The sequence below is a fragment of the Streptomyces sp. TLI_185 genome, from assembly GCF_003814765.1.
In the GTDB taxonomy this organism is placed as follows: domain Bacteria; phylum Actinomycetota; class Actinomycetes; order Streptomycetales; family Streptomycetaceae; genus Streptomyces.
Genome location: NZ_RKRB01000001.1, coordinates 5216829 through 5234130 on the forward strand (window position 1 = coordinate 5216829; position 17302 = coordinate 5234130).

Here is a 17302-nt window from a genome sequence, read left to right on the forward strand (position 1 = left end):
CATGGCCAAAAGCTCCTGCTTCTCACCGGAAACCGGTGGACGTCGAGGGCAGCCGTCGGACAGCCTGACCTGCGTGCCGACTCCTTCTCTGCCCCCTCTTGCCGTCCGTCGTCTGACGCTTCGCGATCTCACCGCCTGCGCCGACCTGTCCGAAGACCGGGGGTGGCCGCGCGAGGAACACAAGTGGGGCCTGCTCCTCACGGCCGGGAAGGGATACGGCATCGACGACCCCGACGGCGGACTCGTCAGCGCCTGCGTCGTCACCGAGTACGGGCCGCAGGACCACCCCGCCCTCGCGGCCATCGGCATGGTGCTGGTCGCCGAACGGCATGCCCGCCGAGGCATCGGCCGCCACCTGATGCGACACATCGTCTCTGCCATGGGCACCACCCCGCTGACGCTGCACGCGACCCCGAACGGTCGTCCGCTCTACGAGGAACTCGGCTTCAAGGTCACCGGCCGTGCCGAGATGATGCGCGGGCATTTCACGCCCGGCGGGCCGGAGCCCGAGGTGGTCACACGTGCGGCCACCGCCGAGGATCTCCCTGCCATCCTCCGGCTCGACGAGGAGGTGTTCGGCGCCGACCGCACACCCGTCATCACGCGGCTTCCCGCCTTCGCCGACCGACTGCGCGTCGCCGAGGAGGACGGCCGGCTCATCGGATACGCGGCCGCCTGGCCCAACATGGAGACCCATGTCGTGGGCCCGCTGGTCGCCAGGGACACGGAGACGGCAAAGGCGCTCATCGCCTCTCTCGCCGCCCACACCGACCGCCCTCTACGCACCGACATCGACGTACGGCACGAGGACCTGCTGGCGTGGACGAAGGAGCGCGGGCTGGCGTCCGTCGCTTTCAACGCGGTCATGACGTACGGGATCCCGGAACTGCCCGGCGACTGGACCAGACGCTTCGCTCCGCTGACAGTGGCTGCGGGCTGATCCCTGCCCCTGAGAGCAGCGGTGCGTAAGGTGCGGGGCATGGGAGATCTTGCAATACGGCCCGCCACGGCGGACGACGTGGCCGCGATCGTCGCGATGCTCGCCGACGACCCCTTGGGCGCCCAGCGTGAGTCACCGGACGACCTGACCCCGTACCTGACCGCGCTGGAACGTCTTGCGTCCGACCCGAACCAGCACCTTGTCGTCGCCGTTCGTGAGGGCCGCGTCGTCGGCACACTTCAACTGACGGTCATCCCCGGTCTGTCGCGACGCGGCACCGTCAGGTCGATCATCGAAGGTGTCCGCATCCACGCCGACGAGCGCGGCAGCGGCCTGGGCACACAGCTCATCGACTGGGCGATCGACGAATCCCGGCGACAGGGCTGCCAGTTGGTCCAGCTGACCTCCGACAACACCCGCACCGAAGCCCACCGCTTCTACGAGCGGCTCGGCTTCACGGCCTCACACGTGGGCTTCAAGCTCCAATTGTGAGGCCGTGCCATGAAAGGTCATGTTTCACGTGAAACAGCGCCTCTGCTGATTTCACGTGAGACTGCACCTCTGCTGAGCGCCTGCGTCTAGCCGATCCCCCGCCACCCGTCCGGGTCGACCCCACCGGGCACGGAAGCGTCCTCGTCGTACGGCTGACGCGTGAACACGAACGACCCGAGGTCCAGATGGCTCAGGGTCCCGTCCGGGCGCCGTACGGCCCTCAGGAGCTCTCCGGCGTAGTAGCCCTCCAGCCCGGTCCAGGTACCGTCGCCGTTCGCCCTGAAGCGCGAGCGGCGGCCACTTCCCGACAGCGGCCCCAGCGAGACATCCCCGGATGCCGCCAGCCGCAGGGCGAAGGCATGCGTTCCCCAGTACCAGGGTCCTGCCAACTCCCGCACCGATGCGTCGACTTCTGGCGCCGGCCGCCACGGTTCCGGAATGCGGGGCTCGGCTTCGGCGACGATCCGCACGAGATCGGCTCCGACGGTGGACAACAAAGGACCGGACGTACAGTTGGCCAGCACCACAGCAGCGACCTCGTCCTCGACGCTGAGGGTGAGGTTGGCCAGAAACCCCGGCAGGGACCCGGAGTGCCCCACGAGCAGCCTCCCGTCCCGGTGCTGGATCTGCAGCCCGAGCCCGTAGGTGACTCCGTCCATGACATCCGCCGCTTCGGCCGGCGCAGCAGGCGTCCGCATCTCTCTGACGGTCTCGGCGCTCAGTACCCGGTCGTCGCCCTTGCCCAGGAACGCAGCGAAGCGCGCCAAGTCACCCGTGGTGGACCAGAGTTGACCCGCGGGCGCCATCCGTCCCAGGTCCTCGGTGGGTTCGGGCAGCATGACATCGGCCCAGGGGTGCACGGCCCATCCACCCGCATGGGGCGCCTGAGGGTGACCACTCGTACGGTCGAGGCCCAGGGGTTCGAGCACTTCACGCCGAAGTACCTCTTCCCACGGTGCTCCACGCAGCTTCTCGACCAGCGCCCCCAGCAGGGTGTAGCCGGGGTTGGAGTAGTGGAAGCGGCGGCCGACCGGATGCAGGAGGGGCTGCTCTCCCAGGACGTCGGAGAGTTCGGGGCGCAGGGATCCCGGGGTGCGTTCCCACCACGGGGCGGGCGACTCCGCCGCCAACCCGCTCGTATGGGCGAGGAGATCGGCGATGGTGGCCTCCCCCGCACCGGTTCCCGGCAGATGCTTCTCCAGCGGGTCACCTAGATCGAGCAGGCCTTCATCGCGCAACCGAAGCACCAGGACTGCGGTGAAGGTCTTGGTGATCGAACCGATGCGGTACTGCACGGTCTCGTCCGGACCATGCCCGTCCACCGAGGTCCGCGCGCCGTGCCACACGGGCCGCCCGCCCCTCACGACCGCCGCGACCAGCGATGGCGCACGTCCTTCGGTCTGCGCCACTGCGATCCGGTGCAGCAGTGCCCGACGCGTACCGGGGAGCAGCTCTTCCTGAGGTGTAGTCATAGCCCCAGTCCATCCCGCGGGACACTCGGCCGTCGAGTTCATTTCTCCCGGACGGTGATCTGTCGGATCAGGTCTGCGCCATGTCCACGAACCGCGAGTAGTGGCCCTGGAAGGCGACCGTGATCGTCGCCGTCGGTCCGTTACGGTGCTTGGCCACGATCAGGTCGGCCTCGCCCGCACGCGGCGACTCCTTCTCGTAGGCGTCCTCGCGGTGCAGCAGGATGACCATGTCGGCGTCCTGCTCGATGGAGCCGGACTCTCGCAGGTCGGAGACCATCGGCTTCTTGTCCGTGCGCTGCTCGGGGCCACGGTTCAGCTGGGACAGCGCGATGACCGGAATCTCCAGCTCCTTGGCGAGGAGCTTGAGGTTACGGGACATGTCCGAGACCTCCTGCTGGCGGTTCTCGGCACGCTTGGAGCCACCGGACTGCATCAGCTGGAGGTAGTCGATGACGACCAGTCTGATGTCATTGCGCTGCTTGAGACGGCGGCACTTGGCTCGGATCTCCATCATCGACAGGTTCGGGGAGTCGTCGATGAACAGCGGCGCAGCCGAGACGTCCGGCATCCGGCGGGCCAGCCGCGTCCAGTCCTCGTCGGTCATCGTGCCGGAGCGCATGTGGTGCAGGGCAACACGGGCCTCGGCGGACAACAGACGCATCGCGATCTCGTTGCGCCCCATTTCCAGGGAGAAGATGACGCTCGGAAGGTTGTGCTTGATCGACGCGGCCCGGGCGAAGTCCAGCGCGAGCGTGGACTTGCCCATCGCGGGGCGTGCGGCAATGACGATCATCTGGCCGGGGTGCAGACCGTTGGTGAGCGAGTCGAAGTCGGTGAAGCCCGTGGGTACACCGGTCATCTCGCCACTGCGGGAGCCGATCGCCTCGATCTCGTCAAGCGCGCCCTCCATGATGTCGCCGAGCGGCAGGTAGTCCTCGCTGGTGCGTTGCTCGGTGACCGCATAGATCTCGGCCTGGGCGCGGTTGACGATCTCGTCGACGTCGTCGTCGGCCGCGTATCCCATCTGGGTGATGCGGGTGCCTGCCTCGACCAGACGGCGCAGGACCGCGCGTTCGTGGACGATCTCCGCGTAGTACTCGGCGTTGGCCGCAGTCGGCACGGTCTGCACAAGGGTGTGCAGATACGATGCGCCACCGACTTTGTTGATCTCGCCGCGCTTGGTGAGTTCGGCGGCGATCGTGATGGGGTCGGCCGGCTCGCCCTTGGCGTAGACGTCGAGGATCGCCTGGAAGATCGTCTCGTGTGCGGGCTTGTAGAAGTCGTGGCCCTTGAGAATCTCGACAACGTCGGCGATGGCGTCCTTCGACAGGAGCATGCCGCCGAGGACGGACTGCTCGGCATCGAGATCCTGGGGCGGCACTCGCTCGAAGGATGTACCTCCGCCATCCCATTCGCCGCTCTCCCGGCCACGGTCGTGCTGCTCGTCACGGCCCCGGCCCCCGTCGCCGCGTCGACGGGAGGCGGGCAGACGATCGCTTGGACCGCTGTCGGCCCACGGATCGTCCAAGGGCTCGGAAATACTCACCGAGCCACCTCCTCCCGTCCGCCGCCGAGCGGACCTAGCCATGCCCTCTGTTCTACGGCACGGCACTGACAAATGAGAGGCCCAACTCCGGTTGGTGCACGTCGGTTTTGGGCTGGTTTCCCTGCCGACGAACGGAGCGGGCGCCGGACCACGGTAGGCCTGCGGGCACCGTCAGCCAATCTGGTTATCCACAGGCCATGTGGACGACGGCCCGGATGCTGTGGAGAACTCCGCAAAACCTGTGCACGACACGGTGGACAGCCCTGTGAACAAGCTTGAATCTCTTCCACTTCGCCCCTCTTGACCTGCACTTTTCCCATCCACCGGCTGTGCAGAAGAAAAACTTCCCCAGTCGGGCCAAGATCGCTTCGAACGGCGCACGAAAGACCGCGCGACGAGAGGGGAAGTAATGGTCACAATAGCTTTGCATCTCTTACCTGTGGACGATTAGATTGGTGCTCATGACACAGGCTCCCGCGACCCCCAGGGTCACCCGGCGACAGCACGATCGCGAGATCGTCGCACTGGCCGTCCCGGCCTTCGGCGCACTCGTCGCCGAGCCCCTCTTCGTCATGGTCGACAGCGCGATCGTCGGCCATCTCGGTACGGCACAGCTCGCCGGCCTGGGTGTCGCCTCGGCCCTTCTCACGACAGCAGTCAGCATCTTCGTCTTCCTCGCCTACGCCACCACCGCGGCCGTCGCCAGACGGGTCGGCGCCGACGACCTCCAGGCCGCCATCCGCCAAGGCATGGACGGCATCTGGCTGGCGCTTCTGCTCGGCGCCGCCGTCATCGCCGCCGTGCTGCCCACGGCGCCGACCCTGGTGGAACTCTTCGGCGCCTCGGACAGGGCGGCCCCCTACGCGACCACCTACCTGCGCATCTCGGCTCTCGGCATCCCGGCCATGCTCGTCGTACTCGCCGCGACCGGTGTGCTGCGCGGCCTGCAGGACACCAAGACACCACTCCGTGTCGCCATCGCCGGCTTTGTCGCCAACGGCGCCCTCAACGCGGGTCTCGTCTACGGCGCCGGCCTCGGCATCGCCGGTTCCGCCTGGGGCACCGTCATCGCGCAGTGCGGCATGGCAGTCGTCTACCTCACCGTGGTCGTCCGCGGAGCCCGCAGACACGGCGCCTCACTGCGTCCCGAGGCAGCCGGGATACGGACCTCTGCACAAGCCGGCGTTCCCCTCCTGGTCCGCACGCTCTCACTGCGGGCGATCCTGATGATCGCTACAGCCGTGGCCGCCCGACTCGGCGACGCCGACATCGCTGCACACCAGATCATCCTGTCGCTGTGGAACCTGCTCGCCTTCGCCCTCGACGCCATCGCCATCGCCGGTCAGGCCATCATCGGACGCTGTCTCGGCGCCGGGGACACCCAGGGTGCTCGCGATGCCTGCCGCCGCATGGTGCAGTGGGGAATCGCGGTAGGCGTCGTCCTCGGTGTCCTGGTAGTGGCCGCCCGGCCGCTGTTTCTGCCGCTGTTCACCAGCGACACCGTGGTGAAGGACGCCGCGCTCCCCGCCCTGCTGGTGGTGGCTCTCTCCCAGCCGATCTGCGGCGTGGTCTTTGTCCTGGACGGCGTCCTGATGGGAGCCGGTGACGGCCCCTATCTGGCCTGGGCCATGGTGCTCACCCTTGTTGTCTTCGCCCCGTTGGCGTTGCTGGTCCCAGCACTCGGCGGCGGCCTCACCGCACTGTGGGCGGCGATGACGCTGATGATGGCGGTGCGCATGCTGACCCTGTGGCTGCGGACCCGTTCGGGCCGCTGGATCGTCACGGGCGCCACCCGCTGAGGTGTTTCACGTGAAACCGGCGTTTCACGTGAAACATGCACGGTCCCACACGGAACCGGAGCACGAAGAAGGGGCGGCACCCTACAGGGGTGCCGCCCCTTCCCTCAGCTGTTCAAGCCGAGCGCGGCGATCAGGCCGCGACAACCTCGATGTTGACCTTGGCGGCAACCTCGGGGTGCAGACGCACCGACGTCTCGTGAGCGCCCAGCGTCTTGATCGGCGCGCCCAGCTCGATGCGGCGCTTGTCGACCTCGGGGCCACCGGAGGCCTTGATCGCCGAGGCGATGTCAGCCGGGGTGACGGAGCCGAAGAGACGACCGGCGTCGCCGGAGCGGACGGCCAGACGGACCTTGACGCCCTCGAGCTGGGCCTTCACCTGGTTGGCCTGCTCGATGGTCTGGATCTCGTGGATCTTGCGAGCACGACGGATCTGCTCGACGTCCTTCTCGCCACCCTTGGTCCAACGGATAGCGAACTTCCGCGGGATCAGGTAGTTGCGAGCGTAACCGTCCTTGACGTCGACGACGTCGCCCGCGGCACCGAGGCCGGAGACCTCGTGGGTGAGGATGATCTTCATGTTTCGGTCACCCTTCCCTTATCGCGCGGTGGAGGTGTAGGGCAGCAGCGCCATCTCACGGCTGTTCTTGACGGCCGTGGCGACGTCACGCTGGTGCTGCGTGCAGTTGCCGGTCACGCGGCGGGCACGGATCTTGCCGCGGTCGGAAATGAACTTCCGCAGCATGTTCGTGTCCTTGTAGTCCACGTACGTGACCTTGTCCTTGCAGAAAGCGCAGACCTTCTTCTTAGGCTTGCGCACAGGCGGCTTCGCCATGGTGTTTCTCCTGTGTGATCAAGAAGTTTGGGTACGACCCGCCCTCCGGCCCAAAGGGCTAGAAGGGGGGTTCGTCCGAGTAGCCGCCGCCACCGCCGCCGCCGGAGTTTCCACCCCAGCCGCCGCCACCGCCGCCCTGGTTGCCACCGGCAGCAGGAGCGCCGGTCGCCCACGGGTCGTCGGCAGGAGCACCGCCGCCCTGCTGGCCGCCACCGGAGCTTCCGCCCCAGCCGCCGCCACCTTGGCCGCCACCGCCGCTGTAACCGCCCTGACCCTGCCCACCGCGGCCGGCGGTCTTGGTGACCTTGGCCGTGGCGTTGCGCAGGCTGGCGCCGACTTCTTCGACGTCCAGTTCGTAGACCGTGCGCTTGACGCCCTCGCGGTCCTCGTAGGACCGCTGCTTCAGCCGGCCCTGCACGATGACGCGCATGCCTCGCTGGAGCGACTCAGCGACGTTCTCCGCCGCCTGACGCCAGACCGAGCAGGTCAGGAAGAGGCTTTCGCCGTCCTTCCACTCGTTCGTCTGACGGTCGAAGGTGCGGGGGGTGGACGCGACACGGAACTTCGCGACCGCCGCACCGGACGGGGTGAAGCGCAGCTCGGGGTCATCGACAAGATTGCCGACGACCGTGATGACGGTCTCGCCTGCCATGGGGGAACCTCTCGGCGGGTTTGCTGCTGGCTGCTTGTGCTGCTACTCGAAATCCCGAGTTCAACTGAGCGGAGCTCAGTGGGTCTCGGGGCGGAGGACCTTGGTCCGGAGGACCGACTCGTTCAGGTTCATCTGGCGGTCGAGCTCCTTGACGACCGCAGGCTCGGCCTGCAGGTCGATGACCGAGTAGATGCCCTCGGGCTTCTTCTTGATCTCGTACGAGAGACGACGACGGCCCCAGGTGTCGACCTTCTCGACCTTGCCGTTGCCCTCACGGACGACGGAGAGGAAGTTCTCGATCAGGGGGGCGACAGCGCGCTCCTCCAGATCGGGGTCGAGGATGACCATCACCTCGTAGTGACGCATGTGGAACCCACCTCCTTTGGACTCAGCGGCCACGGTCGTTCCGTGGCAGGAGGGTCGTGATGCGTACGCAACGGTATCGGCCGCCACTGACAATCGGGGGTCGGCGAGCGACATCCCCCGTCTGGCCTGGACGGTTCCCTGGCTCTGCCTGGGCAGACACCGGTGCAGACGCTACAGACTACCTGCACACCCGCTTCCGGTTGAAATCCGGCCGCGAGGACCGTCAATCTGTACACATCGGGTGTGCATGGCGCTACGATGCGCCGTCTTCCGCAGGAGGTGCCCCATGGCACAGGCATTGCGACCCAACACCGTCGGAGGCCTTTTCGCCACGGACGGAAAGCCCCACCCCATCCAGGACACGCTGCTCGCGGTGACCCTGGTTGTCGGAGTGACGGCGTTCGTGACGGGCTTCTTCCACAACCTGCACCTGCTCAGTTCCTGGGCCGGCCTGGTGGGGATCGTCACCGGCGCGTACGGCCAGTGGATCTCGGAGACGACCCGCGAGCGCTTCGGACTCATCCTGGGTCTTGGGGCCTCGGCGGTCGGCTTCTTCCTCGGCATGGCGCACGGCGGTCTCTTCGGTGGGGTCATCGGCTGAAGCCAGGGACACCGGCTCTCCAACCCCAGACAAAGCAGCACTGAACGCCGCGGCGACCAACAAGCCGGGGTGCGGGTTCCGTACGCCCAGTCGGGGCGCTCGCAAGGCGCAGTAGGCTTCGGCGCGAGAGCCGGAGCCCCTGTACCCATGGGGACACACCAGCCCGAGGAGCGCCCCGAATGAGCCTGACCCTGAGGACGATCAGCCGCGAGCAGCATCTGGCGTACATCCAGAGCCTGCCCTCGGCGAGCCACATGCAGGTTCCGGCCTGGGCCGATGTCAAGGCGGAGTGGCGCTCCGAGAGCCTCGGCTGGTTCGACGAGCGCACCGGCGAGATGGTCGGTGCGGGCCTCGTCCTCTACCGCCAACTGCCCAAGATCAAGCGCTACTTGGCCTATCTGCCCGAAGGCCCGGTCATCAACTGGTTCGCGCCGAATCTGACCGAGTGGCTGGAACCGATGCTCGCGCACCTCAAGCAGCAGGGTGCCTTCTCCGTGAAGATGGGCCCGCCGGTGATCATCCGGCGTTGGGAGGCGGGCTCCATCAAGCAGGGCATCCAGAACCCGGACGTGAAGCGGCTGCGTGACATCGAGGCCGACTTCATCGAGCCGCGGGCCTTCGAGGTCGCCGACAAGCTGCGCCGTATGGGCTGGCAGCAGGGCGAGGACGGCGGGGCCGGCTTCGGCGACGTACAGCCCCGTTATGTCTTCCAGGTGCCGCTGGCGAACCGCTCCCTCGAGGAAGTCCACAAGAACTTCAACCAGCTGTGGCGCCGCAACATCAAGAAGGCCGAGAAGGCCGGCGTCGAGGTCGTCCAAGGCGGTTACCAGGACCTTGAGGAATGGCAGAGACTGTACGAGATCACGGCTGTGCGTGACCATTTCCGGCCGCGCCCGCTCTCGTACTTCCAGCGCATGTGGACGGCTCTCAACACCGAGGACCCCAACCGCATGCGGCTGTACTTCGCCCGGCACAACGGCGTGAATCTGTCGGCGGCGACGATGCTGATCGTCGGCGGGCACGTCTGGTACTCCTACGGCGCCTCCGACAACATCGGCCGTGAGGTCCGGCCCTCGAACGCGATGCAGTGGCGGATGCTGCGCGACGCATACGCACTCGGCGCGACCGTCTACGACCTGCGCGGCATCTCCGACTCCCTGGACGAGACCGACCACCTCTTCGGCCTGATCCAGTTCAAGGTGGGCACGGGCGGCCAGGCTGCCGAGTACCTCGGTGAGTGGGACTTCCCGCTCAACAAGCTGCTCCACAAGGCGCTCGACATCTACATGTCGCGCCGCTGAGCCCCGGCGGCCCCGGCCGTTCGCTTCGACAAGTCCGACTGCTTCGTTCGCTTCCATACCTCTGATACACCGCAGCCACGAGAAAGGTTCCAGGTCCGGCCATGGCGCTCACGCTCTACGTCGACACCGCGCGCTGGCGGGCGCACCACAAGCACGTGCAGGAGCAGTTCCCGGGGCTCGTCCCGGTCTGCAAGGGCAACGGCTACGGCTTCGGGCACGAGCGGCTGGCGGAGGAGGCCACGCGGTTGGGCTCGGACGTCCTCGCCGTCGGCACGACCTACGAGGCCGCACGCATCAAGGACTTCTTCGGCGGTGACCTGCTGGTGCTGACGCCGTACCGGCGCGGCGAGGAGCCCGTCCCGCTGCCCGACCGGGTCATCCGCTCGGTGTCGTCGGTGGACGGCGTTTACGGCCTCGTAGGGGCCCGCGTGGTCATCGAGGTGATGTCCTCGATGAAGCGGCACGGCATCAGCGCGCAGGACCTGCCGCAGCTGCACGCCGCCATTGAGAACGTCCGCCTCGAGGGCTTCGCCATCCACCTGCCGCTGGACCGCACGGACGGCTCGGACGCCGTCGAGGAGGTCATCGGCTGGATGGACCACCTGCGTGCCGCCCGCCTGCCCCTGCACACGATGTTTGTCAGCCATCTCAAGGCCGACGAACTCCACCGGCTGCAGCAGCAGTTCCCGCAGACTCGCTTCCGCGCCCGCATCGGCACCCGGCTGTGGCTGGGGGACCACGAGGCCACCGAGTACCGTGGCGCGGTCCTGGACGTCACGCGGGTCGCCAAGGGGGACCGTTTCGGCTACCGCCAGCAGAAGGCCGCCTCCGACGGCTTCCTGGTGGTCGTGGCGGGCGGCACGTCGCACGGGGTGGGCCTGGAGGCCCCGAAGGCGCTGCACGGCGTGATGCCGCGCGCCAAGGGCGTCGCCCGGGCCGGCCTCGCCACGGTGAACCGGAACCTTTCTCCGTTCGTCTGGGGCGGCAAGCAGCGCTGGTTCGCGGAGCCGCCGCACATGCAGGTCTCCATCCTGTTCGTGCCGGCCGACGCACCGGAACCGAAGGTCGGCGAGGAGCTGGTGGCCCATCTGCGGCACACCACCACGCAGTTCGACCGCATCGTCGACCGCTGAGCAAGGCCGTCAGCCAACCCAAAGGCCGTACACGGAGCTCCGTGTACGGCCTTTCGCGTATCGACTGGGACCGGCTCTCTGGGTCGCCTACGTCACCGATACCTGTTCGCTCAGAGCGAACCGTCCGTGGAAGATGCTGCTCCGCGGCCGCCCCACTCCACCTGCGGCCCGTCGAAGTGGGCCGCGTGCCGCGGCGGATGGGCCGCAGCGCCAAGGGCGAATGCGTCCTCCGCACCGTCGAGCACACCCCCTGACGGGTCGTCGTCACCGGCCCGGCGCACCGGGTCCCGCTCCGGCATGAGGATGTCGCGCACGATGACGCCGCACAGGTAGAGCGTCCCCAGCAGGTGCACGCCGATGGCCCAGTGGTAGCCGTCCTGCGGCAGCCCCTTGTGAGCGTCCCCGCTGGTCGTGTACGCGAGATACAGCCAGATGCCCAGGAAGTACGCGACCTCGCACGCCTGCCAGATCAGGAAGTCCCGCCACTTCGGCCGGGCCAGCACAGCGAGAGGGACCAGCCACAGGACGTACTGCGGGGAGTAGACCTTGTTGGTGAGGATGAACGCCGCGACGATCAGGAAAGCGAGCTGCGCGAAGCGCGGGCGACGCGGAGCGGTCATGGTGAGCACGGCAAGACCCACGAAACACAGCACCACCAGGGCCAGGGCCAGATTGTTCACGGTGTCGGTGCTGAGCGGGTCGGTCGAGTTCTGAGCCATGATCAGCCAGAACGACCCGAAGTCCACACCCCGGTCATGGCTGAACTTGTAGAACTGCGACCAGCCGTCCCAGGCGAGGAGCATCACCGGCAGGTTCACGGCGAACCAGGCGACGACTGTTCCCGCCACGGCCTTTCCGAAGTCCCGCCACTTTCCCGCACGCCAGCACAGCAGGAGCAGGGGGCCCAGCAGGAACACGGGATAGAGCTTGGCCGCCGTGGCAAGCCCCAGGAGGACACCGAACGCGAGTGAGCGGCTCCGGGACCACATCAGCATCGCCGCGGCCGTCAGAGCGACCGCGAGCAGGTCCCAGTTGATGGTGGCGGTCAGCGCGAAAGCGGGCGCCAGAGCGACCAGCAGACCGTCCCAGGGGCGCCGGGCGTGCGTACGGGCCACGCAGACCGCGATGACGGCCGCGCACACCATCAGCATCCCGGCGTTGACCATCCAGTACCACTGCTCCTGGTCCTGGATACTGCCGCTGCCCGGCGTGAGCCAGGAGGCGACCTCCATGAAGACCCCGGTCAGCACGGGGTACTCGAGGTACGGCATGTCGCCGGGCAGCTTGTCGAAGTACGGCACAAGCCCGTCGGCGAAACCGCGCCCCTGATAGAGATGCGGAATGTCCGAGTAGCACGCCTTCGTGTACTGCGAGCTGGCGCCGAAGAACCAGGCGCCGTTGTAGCACGGCGCCTTCTGGATCAGTCCGAGGGCGAACATGCCGATCGCCACGAGCGCGACGACCCGCACCGGAGTCCACCAGGACGTCCCGAGCAGGGCGCGCCGCCCGAGGGGGCCGCCGATCAGCTCGCTGCCGGACGCGGCGACCTCGTCCTCCTTGGTCGGCCGCACCGGGTCCTGCTCGTGCTCGCTCGCTTGCGTCGATTCTGCGCTGGCCATGCCGCACATCCTGCCGTACGTGTCTGGGAATACGCCGAGGGCCGCCGCACCTGGCAGGTGAGGCGGCCCTCGTGACGGAAGCAGCCGTCAACCGATGGTCGGCGATCCGCCGAGATCCCAGGTGTGTGCGCCGTCACCATTGTTGTTGATGTTGTAGCGGACGCTGCCGTCCGCGCTCCATCCACCGGTCCCGCTCGCCGTCGTGGATGACATGAACCCGCAGTGGAGGCTTCCGCTGTGCGAGGTTCCGTTTTCGTCGAAGGAACCCGAGTCATACAGGTTGAGGTCGCCCGACAAACTGCACGTGGTCTCGTGCTTCACGACATCGTTGCGCTCGACACGAACGTGGATGTCAAACTGCTCGAAATTGGCTACGGCGCCGCCACCGTCCCCCCACGTGCCCTCCGCATACGCCAGGTGCACGCCTCCGCTCTTCCTTATGCAAAACCTGATCTTCACGTCGACGTTGTACCCAGGAGTGTCGAACTCGTTGGATTGATAGGCGCTGCACGTATCTGCAGCTGCGGCCTGCGGTGCACCCGCGAATGCGAGACCGGTCATGAACGTGGCACCCGCGAGGACCGTGACGCCTATTTTCTTGAATGAGTGAGACATTGAGATTTACTCCACCCCGATTCGGTCGGCCCGAACCATAGCACAGAAATCGATCACCAGAAAATGGTTTTCGGTGCCGCAATCGGGATCATTTCGTCCGTTTTCGACGTACAGCAGCCCATCATGCTCAATTAAGAATGGAACCGGTCGCAGCCCTGATGATGGGGCGACCGGCTCCATTCGAAGAAAACCAACAATAACTACCCGGTCGCCCCTCCGAAGAGGCCTCCGTTGCCATTGCCTCTGGTGTTGCCGGTCCCGGACGTGTCCGTGGCCGTCGGTGACGAGGTCACACCCCCGTCCGTGCCGCCGGTGTCGGTACCGCCGGTGTCCGTGCACTGCCAGCTGAACTTGCAGGACTCGCTCGCCGAAGGCGACGGACTCGTCAACGTCTCGCTGGGTGTCGGGCTCGCGCTCGGGCTGGCTTGCTGAGTGTCGCTGACCGTCGGAGTGGGAGTCGCGCTCGGCACGTCGTTGACGACCTCACCGATGGGTTCCGGGGTCGGGAAGTCCTTGACCGGCTGACCCTTCAGCGCCTCTTCCATGTAGTCGTGCCAGATCTGAGCCGGGAACGAGGCGCCGTGAATCTTCTTCTGGCCGCCTGTTCCGTACATCTCCAGGAAGGTGCGATTCTTCTTGGCCTCGTCGTCGTCGTACCGGAACATCGTGATCGACGTGGACAGCTGCGGGGTGTAGCCCACGAACCAGGCGGACTTGTTGCCGTCGGTGGTACCCGTCTTACCAGCCACATCACGGCCCGTCAGCTGGGCAGCGGTGCCGGTGCCCTTGTCGACAACGGTCTTGAGAACGTCTGTGACGTTATCGGCGACCTTTGGGGTGAATACTTCCTTCGCAGCGTCCTTGTGCTCATAATCCACCCCCTTCTCGCTCGTGACTTTCTCCACCGAATAAGGATCGCGCCTCTCACCGCTGGCCGCGAAAGTGGCGTAAGCGCCGGCCATACGGATCGCGCTCGGGTCGGAAATACCGATCGAGAAGGACGGGTAGCTGGTACCGGTGAGACTGTTCGCCTTGAGGCCGGCATCCATGGCCGCCTCCTTCACCTTGTCCAGCCCGACGTCCATGCCGAGCTGCACATAGGCGGAGTTCACCGACTCCCGCATCGCCTCACGCAGGTCGATCTGGTACTTGGGCGGACTGCCGTACGACTCGTTGCCGTCGTTGGTCTGCAGCCACTCCTGTTGCTTCTCGTTCTTCCAGACCGTCTTGTCGTAGTCCAGGATCTTGAGCTTGTTCTTACCGCTGTACAGGCTCTTCGGGGAAACCTGGGTGCGCTCGTCCTGCGCCTGCTCCGGGCCGAGACTCTTGTCCCTCACACCCCACTTCATCGCCGCCGCCAGCACGAACGGCTTGAACGTCGAACCGACCTGGGCGCCGGTGACGTCGGCGTTGTTGGTGAAGTGCTTGGTCGCGTCCTCACCGCCGTAGATGGCCTTGATGGCACCGGTCGTCGGATCCACGGAAGCGCCGCCGAACTGGACGTGTGTGTCCGTGTTGGGGCGTTGCTTGGGCTTGATGTTGGCCTTCTGGACGTTCTTGACCGAGGCCTCGAGCTCCTTGACCTTCTTCTTGTCGAAGGTCGTGTAGATCGAGTAACCGCCCTGCTGCAGGTCGTCAGCGCTGATGTTCGTGTTGTTGATCAGATACGCCTTGGCCAGGTCCACGAGGTAGCCGACCTGGCCGGCAAGCTGAGTGTTCGACCGCGGGTTCTTCACGTTGGGGAGCCTGGTGTACTTGGCTCGGGTCGCCGCGTCCAGGCGGTGGTACTCGACCATCTTGTCGAGGGTGTTCTGCATCTGGCGCAGCGCACGCTTGCTGTTGGCCTCCGGGGTGGCCGCCGGGTCGATGGAGGTGGAGCCCGCCGGGTCGTAGTACGTGGCGCCCTTGAGCATCGCCGCCAGGAACGCACACTCGCCCGGGTTCAGTTCGACGGAGTCCTTGTTGAAGTACGCGCGGGCGGCTGCCTGGATGCCGTAGGCGTTGCGCCCGTAGTACGCGGAGTTCAGGTAGCCGGCCATGATCTTGTCCTTCGAGACCGTGGCGCCCACCTTTATCGAGATGAAGATCTCCTTGAACTTACGCGTGATCGTCTGCGACTGGTCGCCCAGCCGCGCGTTCTTCACGTACTGCTGGGTGATGGTGGAGCCACCCTGCGTCTCGCCGCCCCGGGCCATGTTGAACACGGCGCGGGCGATGCCCTTCGGGTCGATGCCGCTGTCGGTGTAGAAGGTCTTGTTCTCCTGCGAGACGACGGCGTACTGCATCGCCTTGGGGATCTGCGAGAGGTTGACGATCTGGCGGTTCGTCTCACCTCCCGTGGCGACCATCTCGGTCTTGTCGGACCAGTAGAAGACGTTGTTCTGCGCCTTCGCGGTGTCGGCGACGTTCGGAACGCTCACCATGGCGTACCCGATGCCCGCCACGGCCACCAGGCTTCCGATGAAGCCGATGAACAGGCCTGTCACCAGCTTCCACGACGGCACCCAGCGCGCCGCGCCGTACTTGCCCGCACGCGGATAGTCGATCAGGCGTTTCCTGCCGGGAGCGGGTGCTCGCCCTCTGCCCCGCGCGGGCCCGCCGGGACCGCCGGGCGCGCCGCGTCGACCTCCGCGGCCGGGCTCGGCCGCTCTGCGGCGGCCGCCTCCAGTTCTCTGTGCCGCGCGGCGGGCTTCGGCGCGGCCGCCGTACGACCGCTCCTCGTCAGTCGACCCCTGGCCCAGTCCGTAATCGGCCGGGGACCCGGTTGCGCCTCGCGGTGCCGCGCGGCGGCCGGAGGACGAGCCGGACTGGCCGCGTCGGGCCGCGGCACGTCCGCCTCCCTGCGGCTGCGGCGGTTTGCGACGGTGCTCGCTCATCGAACGACTACTCCTCGGGCAGGCGCACCCTTGCGCGCCTGGAAACGGCGGCTGGTTTCCGGTCCCCCCGAAGTACGGATGTGGTCGATCCCGCATTCACCCGTACTGCGCCGGGAGCCATGACACCCCCTGGTGTCACTCGGCTCCCGGTGGTTTGCATGCCGCACAGACTACGCACCGCCAAAACCCACTGGGCCCCAGACTTCACCCCAAATCAGGCAACTTGCCTCTGATGAATAAGTGATGTGATCCCGTTCACCGTCTCCCCACTTGTCGCATCCGGAAGGCCGTTCTATCGTCATGATGTATCGAGTCGATACATCGGTGCGAGATAAGGACGAGGAGGCGAGCGGATGAGCCGGCGTTCCGGGATCCTTGAGTTCGCCGTACTCGGCCTGCTCCGCGAGTCCCCGATGCACGGCTATGAGCTGCGGAAACGACTCAATACGTCTCTGGGGGTGTTCCGTGCGTTCAGCTACGGAACGCTCTATCCCTGCCTCAAGACGCTGGTCGCCAACGGCTGGTTGATCGAAGAGCCGGGACACACCCCCGAGGACGCCCTCGCTGCACCACTCGCAGGGCGTCGCGCCAAGATCGTCTACCGGTTGACGGCGGAAGGTAAGGAGCACTTCGAGGAGCTGCTCTCGCAGACGGGCCCCGACGCGTACGAGGACGAGCACTTCGCCGCCCGCTTCGCCTTCTTCGGGCAGACGTCGCGCGACGTACGCATGCGCGTACTGGAGGGCCGCCGCAGCCGGCTGGAGGAGCGTCTGGAGAAGATGCGCGCCTCCCTGGCGCGCACCCGGGAGCGCCTCGACGACTACACGCTTGAGCTCCAGCGCCACGGGATGGAGTCCGTGGAGCGCGAAGTGCGCTGGCTGAACGAGCTCATCGAGAGCGAGCGGGCCGGACGGGACCTGAAGGGTCCCACCTCCGGGGGGTCCGCTCAGCAGAACAACACATCTGGAGCGCCGGGCGTCCTGCCCCGTCCCGGGGACACCCCCGGGACGGATACGCCCGACGACACCGCCACGTGAGAGTCCAGTCAGGGCCTCACT

The 17302-nt window shown here is 66.7% G+C and carries 16 protein-coding genes; 7 read left to right on the plus strand and 9 right to left on the minus strand.

The annotated features are described in order from the left end of the window. Positions 1 to 73: 73 nt before the first annotated feature. Entirely contained in the window at positions 74 to 940 is an 867-nt protein-coding gene (locus EDD92_RS23990; RefSeq protein WP_123966213.1) for a GNAT family N-acetyltransferase, read from the plus strand. Positions 941 to 979: 39 nt separating this feature from the next. Beyond that, positions 980 to 1432, plus strand: a complete 453-nt coding sequence (locus EDD92_RS23995) for a GNAT family N-acetyltransferase (protein WP_123966214.1) — start codon at positions 980 to 982, stop codon at positions 1430 to 1432. An 86-nt stretch (positions 1433 to 1518) separates the two neighbouring features. On the opposite strand, the gene EDD92_RS24000 is transcribed toward EDD92_RS23995, so the two are convergent. Together EDD92_RS24000 and dnaB are read right to left on the minus strand one after the other, a co-directional pair. Then, positions 1519 to 2904, minus strand: coding sequence for a serine hydrolase (locus EDD92_RS24000; RefSeq protein WP_123966215.1), 1386 nt, complete (start codon positions 2902 to 2904; stop codon positions 1519 to 1521). Positions 2905 to 2971: 67 nt separating this feature from the next. Next, the gene (gene dnaB, locus EDD92_RS24005) at positions 2972 to 4450 is read right to left on the minus strand and encodes a replicative DNA helicase (RefSeq protein ID WP_123966216.1); all 1479 of its coding nucleotides are present in this window, start codon (positions 4448 to 4450) and stop codon (positions 2972 to 2974) included. A 461-nt stretch (positions 4451 to 4911) separates the two neighbouring features. Here dnaB and EDD92_RS24010 point away from each other — a divergent pair, with 461 nt between their 5' ends. Then, the gene (locus EDD92_RS24010; RefSeq protein ID WP_123966217.1) at positions 4912 to 6249 is read left to right on the plus strand and encodes an MATE family efflux transporter; all 1338 of its coding nucleotides are present in this window, start codon (positions 4912 to 4914) and stop codon (positions 6247 to 6249) included. 130 nt (positions 6250 to 6379) lie between these two features. Here the strand turns inward: EDD92_RS24010 and rplI are convergent, their stop codons facing one another. From rplI to rpsF, 4 genes are all read right to left on the minus strand, one after another. Further along, a complete protein-coding gene (gene rplI / locus EDD92_RS24015) occupies positions 6380 to 6826 on the minus strand; it encodes a 50S ribosomal protein L9 (RefSeq protein ID WP_030938854.1) in 447 nt (148 codons plus the stop codon). A gap of 18 nt (positions 6827 to 6844) precedes the next feature. Continuing rightward, positions 6845 to 7081 carry a 30S ribosomal protein S18 gene (gene rpsR, locus EDD92_RS24020; protein ID WP_003949403.1) on the minus strand — a complete coding sequence of 79 codons (237 nt, stop codon included), beginning with the start codon at positions 7079 to 7081 and terminating at the stop codon, positions 6845 to 6847. A 58-nt stretch (positions 7082 to 7139) separates the two neighbouring features. After that, positions 7140 to 7733, minus strand: coding sequence for a single-stranded DNA-binding protein (locus EDD92_RS24025; RefSeq protein ID WP_123966218.1), 594 nt, complete (start codon positions 7731 to 7733; stop codon positions 7140 to 7142). A gap of 75 nt (positions 7734 to 7808) precedes the next feature. After that, positions 7809 to 8099 (minus strand): 30S ribosomal protein S6, encoded by a 291-nt coding sequence (gene rpsF / locus EDD92_RS24030; RefSeq protein WP_005482942.1) that lies wholly within the window; start codon positions 8097 to 8099, stop codon positions 7809 to 7811. 286 nt (positions 8100 to 8385) lie between these two features. Between rpsF and EDD92_RS24035 the strand changes: the two genes are divergently transcribed. The 3 genes from EDD92_RS24035 to EDD92_RS24045 all read left to right on the plus strand — a co-directional run bounded on the left by EDD92_RS24035 (position 8386) and on the right by EDD92_RS24045 (position 11134). After that, positions 8386 to 8700 carry a hypothetical protein gene (locus EDD92_RS24035; RefSeq protein ID WP_123966219.1) on the plus strand — a complete coding sequence of 105 codons (315 nt, stop codon included), beginning with the start codon at positions 8386 to 8388 and terminating at the stop codon, positions 8698 to 8700. Positions 8701 to 8879: 179 nt separating this feature from the next. Continuing rightward, positions 8880 to 10001: a peptidoglycan bridge formation glycyltransferase FemX gene (gene femX / locus EDD92_RS24040; protein ID WP_099930055.1), complete on the plus strand. Its 1122-nt coding sequence runs from the start codon at positions 8880 to 8882 to the stop codon at positions 9999 to 10001. A 101-nt stretch (positions 10002 to 10102) separates the two neighbouring features. Next, positions 10103 to 11134 (plus strand): alanine racemase, encoded by a 1032-nt coding sequence (locus tag EDD92_RS24045; RefSeq protein WP_030938869.1) that lies wholly within the window; start codon positions 10103 to 10105, stop codon positions 11132 to 11134. 110 nt (positions 11135 to 11244) lie between these two features. On the opposite strand, the gene EDD92_RS24050 is transcribed toward EDD92_RS24045, so the two are convergent. From EDD92_RS24050 to EDD92_RS24060, 3 genes are all read right to left on the minus strand, one after another. Beyond that, positions 11245 to 12753: a glycosyltransferase family 87 protein gene (locus EDD92_RS24050; protein WP_123966220.1), complete on the minus strand. Its 1509-nt coding sequence runs from the start codon at positions 12751 to 12753 to the stop codon at positions 11245 to 11247. An 87-nt stretch (positions 12754 to 12840) separates the two neighbouring features. Next, the gene (locus tag EDD92_RS24055) at positions 12841 to 13368 is read right to left on the minus strand and encodes a hypothetical protein (protein ID WP_123966221.1); all 528 of its coding nucleotides are present in this window, start codon (positions 13366 to 13368) and stop codon (positions 12841 to 12843) included. 200 nt (positions 13369 to 13568) lie between these two features. Continuing rightward, a complete protein-coding gene (locus tag EDD92_RS24060) occupies positions 13569 to 16244 on the minus strand; it encodes a transglycosylase domain-containing protein (RefSeq protein ID WP_123966222.1) in 2676 nt (891 codons plus the stop codon). A 353-nt stretch (positions 16245 to 16597) separates the two neighbouring features. Between EDD92_RS24060 and EDD92_RS24065 the strand changes: the two genes are divergently transcribed. After that, entirely contained in the window at positions 16598 to 17281 is a 684-nt protein-coding gene (locus tag EDD92_RS24065) for a PadR family transcriptional regulator (RefSeq protein WP_123966223.1), read from the plus strand. The last annotated feature ends 21 nt before the right edge of the window (positions 17282 to 17302 follow it).

What these genes read in the sequence shown, in the direction of transcription:
- EDD92_RS23995 (WP_123966214.1), top strand. Translation starts at nt 980, where the DNA reads ATGGGAGATCTTGCAATACGGCCCGCCACGGCGGACGACGTGGCCGCG.
- EDD92_RS24000 (WP_123966215.1), bottom strand. Translation starts at nt 2,904, where the DNA reads ATGACTACACCTCAGGAAGAGCTGCTCCCCGGTACGCGTCGGGCACTG.
- EDD92_RS24010 (WP_123966217.1), top strand. Translation starts at nt 4,912, where the DNA reads ATGACACAGGCTCCCGCGACCCCCAGGGTCACCCGGCGACAGCACGAT.
- rplI (WP_030938854.1), bottom strand. Translation starts at nt 6,826, where the DNA reads ATGAAGATCATCCTCACCCACGAGGTCTCCGGCCTCGGTGCCGCGGGC.
- rpsR (WP_003949403.1), bottom strand. Translation starts at nt 7,081, where the DNA reads ATGGCGAAGCCGCCTGTGCGCAAGCCTAAGAAGAAGGTCTGCGCTTTC.
- EDD92_RS24025 (WP_123966218.1), bottom strand. Translation starts at nt 7,733, where the DNA reads ATGGCAGGCGAGACCGTCATCACGGTCGTCGGCAATCTTGTCGATGAC.
- rpsF (WP_005482942.1), bottom strand. Translation starts at nt 8,099, where the DNA reads ATGCGTCACTACGAGGTGATGGTCATCCTCGACCCCGATCTGGAGGAG.
- EDD92_RS24035 (WP_123966219.1), top strand. Translation starts at nt 8,386, where the DNA reads ATGGCACAGGCATTGCGACCCAACACCGTCGGAGGCCTTTTCGCCACG.
- femX (WP_099930055.1), top strand. Translation starts at nt 8,880, where the DNA reads ATGAGCCTGACCCTGAGGACGATCAGCCGCGAGCAGCATCTGGCGTAC.
- EDD92_RS24045 (WP_030938869.1), top strand. Translation starts at nt 10,103, where the DNA reads ATGGCGCTCACGCTCTACGTCGACACCGCGCGCTGGCGGGCGCACCAC.
- EDD92_RS24050 (WP_123966220.1), bottom strand. Translation starts at nt 12,753, where the DNA reads ATGGCCAGCGCAGAATCGACGCAAGCGAGCGAGCACGAGCAGGACCCG.
- EDD92_RS24055 (WP_123966221.1), bottom strand. Translation starts at nt 13,368, where the DNA reads ATGTCTCACTCATTCAAGAAAATAGGCGTCACGGTCCTCGCGGGTGCC.
- EDD92_RS24060 (WP_123966222.1), bottom strand. Translation starts at nt 16,244, where the DNA reads ATGAGCGAGCACCGTCGCAAACCGCCGCAGCCGCAGGGAGGCGGACGT.
- EDD92_RS24065 (WP_123966223.1), top strand. Translation starts at nt 16,598, where the DNA reads ATGAGCCGGCGTTCCGGGATCCTTGAGTTCGCCGTACTCGGCCTGCTC.